Source organism: Streptococcus sp. GMD1S (assembly GCF_000296875.1).
Classification (GTDB): Bacteria; Bacillota; Bacilli; order Lactobacillales; family Streptococcaceae; genus Streptococcus.
Genome location: NZ_AJQY01000047.1, coordinates 1 through 7,252 on the forward strand (window position 1 = coordinate 1; position 7,252 = coordinate 7,252).

10 protein-coding genes are annotated in these 7,252 nt (G+C 41.1%); 4 read left to right on the forward strand and 6 right to left on the reverse strand.

The features are described from left to right. Positions 1-14 precede the first annotated feature (14 nt). Positions 15-236, reverse strand: a complete 222-nt coding sequence (locus GMD1S_RS06010) for a DUF4649 family protein (RefSeq protein ID WP_000570263.1) — start codon at positions 234-236, stop codon at positions 15-17. Positions 237-333: 97 nt separating this feature from the next. Beyond that, positions 334-714 carry a MarR family winged helix-turn-helix transcriptional regulator gene (locus GMD1S_RS06015; RefSeq protein ID WP_000221641.1) on the reverse strand — a complete coding sequence of 127 codons (381 nt, stop codon included), beginning with the start codon at positions 712-714 and terminating at the stop codon, positions 334-336. A gap of 196 nt (positions 715-910) precedes the next feature. Here GMD1S_RS06015 and GMD1S_RS06020 point away from each other — a divergent pair, with 196 nt between their 5' ends. Both GMD1S_RS06020 and GMD1S_RS06025 read left to right on the forward strand, forming a co-directional pair. Then, entirely contained in the window at positions 911-1,285 is a 375-nt protein-coding gene (locus GMD1S_RS06020; RefSeq protein ID WP_000781327.1) for a CidA/LrgA family protein, read from the forward strand. Beyond that, positions 1,282-1,977 (forward strand): LrgB family protein, encoded by a 696-nt coding sequence (locus GMD1S_RS06025; protein ID WP_001288947.1) that lies wholly within the window; start codon positions 1,282-1,284, stop codon positions 1,975-1,977. Before GMD1S_RS06020 ends, GMD1S_RS06025 begins: the two co-directional genes overlap by 4 nt. Before the next feature lie 52 nt (positions 1,978-2,029). Here GMD1S_RS06025 and GMD1S_RS06030 read toward each other — a convergent pair whose 3' ends face one another. From GMD1S_RS06030 to GMD1S_RS06045, 4 genes are all read right to left on the reverse strand, one after another. Then, on the reverse strand, positions 2,030-3,577 hold the full coding sequence (locus tag GMD1S_RS06030; protein ID WP_000946536.1) for a streptosactin export ABC transporter GggC: 1,548 nt from the start codon (positions 3,575-3,577) through the stop codon (positions 2,030-2,032). A 127-nt stretch (positions 3,578-3,704) separates the two neighbouring features. After that, positions 3,705-4,433, reverse strand: a complete 729-nt coding sequence (locus GMD1S_RS06035; protein ID WP_000498769.1) for a hypothetical protein — start codon at positions 4,431-4,433, stop codon at positions 3,705-3,707. Between the two features lie 15 nt (positions 4,434-4,448). Then, the gene (locus GMD1S_RS06040; RefSeq protein ID WP_000173190.1) at positions 4,449-5,144 is read right to left on the reverse strand and encodes an ABC transporter ATP-binding protein; all 696 of its coding nucleotides are present in this window, start codon (positions 5,142-5,144) and stop codon (positions 4,449-4,451) included. A 4-nt stretch (positions 5,145-5,148) separates the two neighbouring features. Continuing rightward, the gene (locus tag GMD1S_RS06045; protein WP_000119117.1) at positions 5,149-5,514 is read right to left on the reverse strand and encodes a GntR family transcriptional regulator; all 366 of its coding nucleotides are present in this window, start codon (positions 5,512-5,514) and stop codon (positions 5,149-5,151) included. A gap of 140 nt (positions 5,515-5,654) precedes the next feature. Here GMD1S_RS06045 and nrdR point away from each other — a divergent pair, with 140 nt between their 5' ends. Both nrdR and GMD1S_RS06055 read left to right on the forward strand, forming a co-directional pair. Then, on the forward strand, positions 5,655-6,128 hold the full coding sequence (gene nrdR, locus GMD1S_RS06050) for a transcriptional regulator NrdR (protein WP_001203678.1): 474 nt from the start codon (positions 5,655-5,657) through the stop codon (positions 6,126-6,128). Beyond that, positions 6,129-7,252 (forward strand): DnaD domain protein (locus tag GMD1S_RS06055; protein ID WP_000803929.1); only part of this gene is annotated, 1,124 nt, incomplete at its 3' end.

The following is a 7,252-nucleotide window of genomic DNA, read 5'->3' on the forward strand; positions in this document are numbered from 1 at the left end:
GTATTTCTCCTTTTTTAGTTATATTGGCTTAAATCTTGTTTCATGAGATAGAAGAAAACATCTCCATAAGTCCCATGGTAGTCCAAATCATGACCATTGTAGGTTAATTTTTGGACAGTATAGTAATCAGCAACGCCGATGAGGCAGGCGTGTTGAGAACGTTCAAAGTCTTGGTAAGACTCGAAAGTCATGGTTCTCTCTTGCTTACTGGCGTCTAGATAAGTAATTTCGATCATATAAAACTCCTTTGTTCGATCTTGACTTTATTGTACTCCTTGAAAAGAGGAATGTCAAGAAAAATGATTGCGCACGCAACTTTTTTAAAAAATCTGATTAAGAAATGAAATCAAGACTCGTTTCCAGTCTTTCTTCGACGGCTTTTTGCAGGTAAGCTAGGGTGGTTTGTCCCTCGTCAGTCAGGCAGATAAAACTAGCCCGTCTATCCTGATCGCAACATCTGCGACTAAGCAAACCGCAGTTTTTCTCTTCTAATCGTGCCACCATTCGAGAAACAGCGCTCGGACTGAGATGGAGTTTATCGGGTAAATCAATCTGTCGTAAGGATTTTTCATCGGCTAGATCCAAATAGTAGAGCAGGTAAAACTCTTTCAAGTTCAGCCTTTGTTCACTCTGCTGGGCAATAGTTTCTTCCAACAAGGCTTCCATTTCTTTTTGATGGCGGTTGTAGTCAAACCATTTTTCTAAGTAGGTCATTGCTTTCTCCTTTCTTTTCAAAGTAAAAATCACAAAGTCATTAGTGACTGTTTCTGCAATACAAGATGATTGCGCATGCAATGATTATACTACTTTTAACTAATCCGTGCAAGAGAGAAGAATTGCAATATTTCCTTGAAATTTTCTGAAAAAAGAGTAAACTGGTATGCAAGAAGTCTATTTCGTGGAGTTTAGAATGAAATTATATGTTCAATTAATGATTCTCTTTGTGATTTCATTGATCGGTGAGGGAATTTCTAGTTTCTTTCATCTGCCTATCCCAGGCAGTATTATCGGTTTGATTATTCTCTTTCTAGCCTTACAGTTCAAGTGGCTGAGAACCAGACATGTCAACATGGTGGGGAATTTCTTGCTGGCCAATATGACTATTCTCTTTTTGCCACCAGCAGTGGGAATAATGGAGAAGTTTGATGTGATTGCTCCCTATCTCCTGCCCATCGTTTTGATTGTCTTTTTTGCAGCTGTCATCAATATTATCCTCATAGCCGTGGTAGTTCAGTTCATTAAGAGACGATTTGAGGGAGATTATGAGAAAGGAGATGCCAAATGAGTGAATTTGTTTCCAATCCCCTGTTTGGGCTTGCCCTGTCTATCCTTGCTTATCTAGTGGGGATGCTGATTTACAGACGTTTTCCCCATCCATTGACAACGCCCTTGCTTTTGTCGGCTGTTTTCATTATCATTTTTCTAAAGCTGACGGGGATTTCTTACCAAGATTACTACCAAGGTGGGGTTTATCTGAACAATTTGATTGTTCCGTCAACAGTGGCTTTAGGGATTCCGCTTTATAAGAGTTTTCACTTGATGAAGCACCATGCTCGCAGTATTCTCTTTGGTAGTCTGTTAGCAGTAGTTGTCAATACTTGCTTTACTGCCATAGTAGCGAAAATATTTGGCATGGACTTTTTCCTAGCTATTTCTCTCTTTCCCAAGTCAGTGACAACCGCTATGGCAGTGGGGATTACAGAAAAATTGCAAGGTTTGACGACTGTGACCTTGGTCGTCGTAGTGGCCACTGGCATTTTGACCAGTGTGATCGGACCAACCCTTTTGAAATGGTTGAAGATCGATGACCCAGTGGCTGTGGGACTTTCTCTTGGAGGAACAGGTCATGCTGTCGGAACGGGAACCGCCTTTCGATACGGATCGGTAGCAGGAGCCATGGGTGGCTTGGCTATCGGTGTCACTGGTATTCTCTACGTCTTTGTCAGCCCCATCGTAGCCAGTTTGATATTGAGTTAAAAAGCAAGGAAGCTGAGTTCCTTGCTTTTTTCCAATTTTATTTTGTAAGGATTTACTTTTCTTTGCTTAAATGAATGACTTGGTCGTAGCGTTTTAAGTCCTCGTCTGTATAATGGTGAATGACTTCAATGACTGTCTGAGGTAGCGAGAAGAGGAGGTCGCTAATCTTTTTGCTATTCTCTAAGTCAAGATTGGCCTTAATCTCATCAGCCAAGATGAGTTGGCTGTCGTGATAGAGCGCGCGAGCGATTTCGAGTCGTTGTTTCTCGCCACCAGACAGGCTATCGTTGCTAAGAGTTCGATTTTTCAAATGTTCTAAACCAGTTGTCTTGAGGATATGATTCAACCTTTCTTGCTTTTTAGTCATTCCTAGAAGGATATTGTCTTCCAGAGACAGCGTGTCAAAGTAATGGCTATCTTGGAGGATATAGGAGCTAACGCTCGTGATTTCTTGGCGTGATAGGCTTTGGCCAGCAAATGCAATCCGTCCACTGGTCGCAGCCAACTCTCCATGAATGATATTGAGTAAAGTCGTTTTTCCAGAGCCACTTTCACCGATAATGGCAATCTTTTCTCCTTTCTTGATGTGCATGGAAAGAGGGGATAAAAGGACCTGTCCCTCTTTTTCTAGAGAGATATTCTCTAGTTGGACGGGATAAATGTTTTGGAAGGTGCTAGTAGAAATAGGACTAGAATTTGTGAAAAGTACTTGGTACTTTTCACAGAGGTATTGAGTTGCTTTTCGGGTGTTAGTAAAGTAGGCTAATTCTTGGAATTGATAGCCAATATTATGAGAAACGAGATAAATGGCTACAAAACTAGCTGCGTTTAAATAACCATAATAGGTCATAAAACCGCCAATGACAATAGGGGCAACGGAGCAAAAGGCATCGATGCTATTGATAAAGAGACTGTTTAGGGTACGTTGTTTCTCATATCGTATTTCCGCATCCAAACTAGTCTGTAACTGATTTTGATAGCGAGCAAAAAAGAAGTCCTGTCCCTGATAATGACGAATCTGTTGGCTACCGCCAATAAAATTTGTCAAGCTTGATAAGTAGCTCTGGTTAATAGTGGACCGCTTTTCAGAAAGTGAATCTAAACGCTTAGATCCGATGGCACTACAGAGGACAGGGACGGAGTAGAAGAGAATAAAAATCAAGCCTAGGTAAAAATTAGTCCACAGGGCATATAGAATGGAGACGGTTGTGAAACCAAGAGAAGAAATAATGATAACGGTTGGCTCAATATAGCTCTTTTCTAACTGGTTGACGTCGTTTTCTAAATCAGACAAAATATCCTTTTCATCAATATCATAACCGCTGAGGAATCGCTTGAAAATAGCGCTTTTAATTCCATATCTGAAATCAGTAATCAAACGAGCGTAGTAATAGCGTTTTCCAGCTAGCCCCAGTAAGAGGATGAGGTTTCCAAGGATTCCCAGAATCAACACTTTCCAAAGAAGTTCCAGTTCTTGATTGGTAAAACTAGCAACGATACTCTGAATGAGCGCTGGCGTAATAATCGCTTCCAGCCATGTGATTGCAATCGAAAAGAAGTAAAGTGTTAAGTGTTTCTTTGCAACAAACGTTCTAAGCATAAAGAGCTCCCTCCTTATCAATATACAGTAATCACTTTTAAAATTATTATACTCCTTTTTATCCACATTTTCATACAATATATCTAAAAGAAAAGATCTAGCGATACAGAGTCGCTAGACCTTTAACTTATTGCAAGTTAACCTTGTTTTTCAAGATATAGTAGGTACCGAGATAGTAGATAGCTGATAAAAAGAGATCGCGCAGAATTTCTGTACCAATCATCATGTTAAAGTCATTTTCAATTCGGAAAAAGAGAGAAACATAACCAATGACGATGGCAATGACGATATAGGCTAGAATCCCCATAGCTGTTCGATACTCATTAAAGAGTTGTCCGATAGAGATGGAGAGGTAGATGGATAAAATCCATGCGATAGAACTGACAAATAGTGATAGGGCATACAGCCAGCCGTAGCTGAGGTAAGGGGAAATGAAGTTATAGAGAGCAGTGAAGTCTTTTTCTATTGGTGTTAAGAAGAAGATAATCAATATACTCAAGATAAAGACGATATAGCTTAAGATGGACCAGACAAGACCACCTAAAAGTTTTGCGATGATGATTTGGTGCTCAGAGACAGGCAAGGTCAAGGTCAAGTACCCTTGGCGGTCATAAACACTACCCTTGAATCTTCGGATGATTAAAAAGATTGTTGCAATCCAAAGAGTGACGCTGAGTCCTCCAAAGACTAGTACTAAAAAGAAGATGAAATAAGCAGCATTGTTAGGATTGTAACTCTGGCTAAGACTGTTAATAAAAGCTCCAATCAAAACTGAAATTGCAAGTACAGCACCGTAGAGTGCCAGATACCATTTATTGACATTTTTAAATTCATAACGAACTAGATTCCAAAACATAATAATCTCCTTTGCTTAGGCTTTAAATTCCTGGCGGAAGAGCTGGTCAATGGATTCACCTGACTCGTAACGAATATCATCAACATTTCCTTGGCGGACGACTTTTCCGTCTTTGAGGAAGATGATCTCATCCAAGATTGGCTCAATATCTGAAATCAAGTGGGTTGAAATCAGCACCGTAGAGGTTGGTGAGTAGTTATTGATGATGGTATTGAGGATATAATCACGGGCAGCTGGATCCACGCCTCCGATTGGTTCGTCCAGAACGTAGAGGCGGGCTTCACGGCTCATAACCAAGATGAGTTGGACCTTTTCCTTGTTCCCTTTTGATAGTTTCTTGAGGCGACTGTTTTCATCAATACCGAGATCGGCTAAAAGGTGTTGGGCTCTTTCGAGATTGAAATCCTGATAGAAGGTTTTAAAATAGGTTAGAGCATCCTTAACCTTCATCTCTTCATTGAGGTAGGTTGTATCTGGTAGGTAGGAGACGATCGCCTTGGTAGCAGGACTTGGATCCTGTCCATTAATAAGAACACGTCCTTTATTTGGTTGAAGGAGGCCATTGATCAGTTTGATTAGGGTTGTTTTCCCGGATCCGTTTGGTCCAAGGAGCCCGACAATCTTTCCGGTTGAGATCTCTAGTGAGATATTGTCAAGTGCCGCAGTTGCTCCATATGATTTTGTTACATTTTCAAGTGCTAGTAGTGTCATAGTCTTAAACTCCTTTAATATAGTCGCTTAATACATTTGGCAGTTCTTCTTTTTTGTAGCCAAATTGGAGCATGCAAGAGACGAATTGTTGCAGTTGCTCCTCGGAAAGTTGTTTGCGGGACTGAAGGATGAGGTCTAAATCCTCGGTGACAAATCGACCAGTTGTCCGCTTGCTATATACAAATCCTTCACGTTCGAGGTCAGACAAGGCGCGCTGAATGGTATTGGGATTGACCCCAGCCTCGCTCGCCAAATCTCTCACGGTAGGGAGCTGTTGATTGGGTTCCAGTTCATGGGAAACAATCTGTAATTTGATTTTTTCCATAATCTGTAAATAAATCGGTTTTGTATTATCAAATGACCAGGACATCATAGTCTCCTTTCTTTGTCTTTATTGTTCTAATCAAATAATACAATAAAACAAAAAACTTGTCAAGTAAAAATAAGAATTGTTTTGGGAATTGCTCAAAAAATGGTATAATGAAAAGAAAACGACAAGGAGGGAAATGCATGCGTTGTCCAAAATGTGGGGCTACCAAGTCTAGTGTTGTTGATAGTCGACAAGCCGAAGAAGGAAATACCATCCGCCGAAGACGTGAGTGCGACGAGTGTCAGCATCGTTTTACAACCTATGAACGAGTAGAAGAAAGAACGCTGGTTGTCGTCAAAAAAGACGGTACGCGAGAGCAGTTTTCAAGAGATAAAATCTTTAATGGGATTATCCGCTCAGCCCAGAAACGTCCTGTGTCAAGTGATGAAATCAACATGGTGGTCAATCGCATCGAGCAAAAACTCCGTAGTCGCAGTGAGAATGAGATCCAAAGTGAATATATTGGGTCCTTAGTCATGGAAGAATTGGCAGAGCTTGATGAGATTACCTATGTTCGTTTTGCCAGTGTTTACCGTAGCTTTAAGGATGTGAGTGAGTTGGAGAGTCTGCTCCAGCAGATCACCCAGTCCTCTAAGAAGAAAAAGGAAAAATAGATGAAACCAAATGACCGTTTTTCTTTTCTAAAGAATAATCGGGTGTCGCAAGATACCTCTTCTCTGGTGCAGTGCTACCTCCCGATTATCGGTCAGGAGGCACTGAGCCTCTATCTATATACCATTACCTTTTGGGATGGTGGGCAAAAGGAACATCTCTTTTCCCACATCCTCAATCACTTAAACTTCGGCATGCCGACCTTGCTCCAATCCTTTAAAGTCTTATCTGCTTTGGATTTGTTGACCCTTTATCAGAAGGGGGAAACTTATGAATTGCAGCTTCATTCTCCCCTCTCCAGTCAAGAATTTCTAAGCCATTCTGTCTATAGCAGATTATTAGAGAAAAAGATTGGGGATACAGCTGTTTCTGCTATGAAGCAGGCTCCAAGTGAGGGAGAAGCACTCTCTGTTTCTTTGAGCCAAGTCTTTCCAACCCTGACTGAAGAAGTGACACCAAGCGAGTCTAAAAGCAAGTTAAAAAACGATTTTGATTTGGAACATTTCCAGCGTCTGATGGCTCGAGATGGCTTGCGTTTTGAAGACGAGCAAACGGATGTTTTGGAATTATTCGCCATCGCAGATGAAAAAAAATGGACCTGGTTTGAAACTTATCAATTAGCCAAGGCGACAGCGCTGGCTCAGGTTATTTCAGTCAAACGCATGCGTGAAAAGCTTGCGCAAAAGCAGGTTCCTTCTGACTTTAGCCCCAAAGAAATGACCATTATCAGGGAAGCCAAAAATAAAACTCCCCTGCACTTTTTAGCGGAAATCAAGCAAACGCGTAAGGGGAACATCACCCAGAGCGAACGAGAACTCCTTCACCAGATGGCGTCTTTAGGCTTGTTGGATGAAGTCATCAATATCGTCTTGCTTCTAACCTTTAACAAGGTTGATTCGGCTAATGTTAATGAAAAATATGCCATGAAGGTCGCAAATGACTATGCTTATCAAAAAATTCGGACAGCAGAAGAAGCTGTGCTTCGGATTCGAGAGCGTCAGCAAAAAGGGCAAGAAGACCAGAAATCGAAAACTAGCTCGACTAAGACCAATGTTCCTAAGTGGAGTAATCCAGAATATAAAAATCAAACCAGCGAGGAGACTCGTCTGGAACTAGAACGTAAAAA

Bases quoted from the DNA above. Each gene is read 5' to 3' on its own strand.
- GMD1S_RS06020 (WP_000781327.1), top strand. From the start codon at position 911: ATGAAATTATATGTTCAATTAATGATTCTCTTTGTGATTTCATTGATC.
- GMD1S_RS06040 (WP_000173190.1), bottom strand. From the start codon at position 5,144: ATGACACTACTAGCACTTGAAAATGTAACAAAATCATATGGAGCAACT.
- GMD1S_RS06035 (WP_000498769.1), bottom strand. From the start codon at position 4,433: ATGTTTTGGAATCTAGTTCGTTATGAATTTAAAAATGTCAATAAATGG.
- GMD1S_RS06045 (WP_000119117.1), bottom strand. From the start codon at position 5,514: ATGTCCTGGTCATTTGATAATACAAAACCGATTTATTTACAGATTATG.
- GMD1S_RS06030 (WP_000946536.1), bottom strand. From the start codon at position 3,577: ATGCTTAGAACGTTTGTTGCAAAGAAACACTTAACACTTTACTTCTTT.
- GMD1S_RS06015 (WP_000221641.1), bottom strand. From the start codon at position 714: ATGACCTACTTAGAAAAATGGTTTGACTACAACCGCCATCAAAAAGAA.
- GMD1S_RS06025 (WP_001288947.1), top strand. From the start codon at position 1,282: ATGAGTGAATTTGTTTCCAATCCCCTGTTTGGGCTTGCCCTGTCTATC.
- GMD1S_RS06010 (WP_000570263.1), bottom strand. From the start codon at position 236: ATGATCGAAATTACTTATCTAGACGCCAGTAAGCAAGAGAGAACCATG.
- nrdR (WP_001203678.1), top strand. From the start codon at position 5,655: ATGCGTTGTCCAAAATGTGGGGCTACCAAGTCTAGTGTTGTTGATAGT.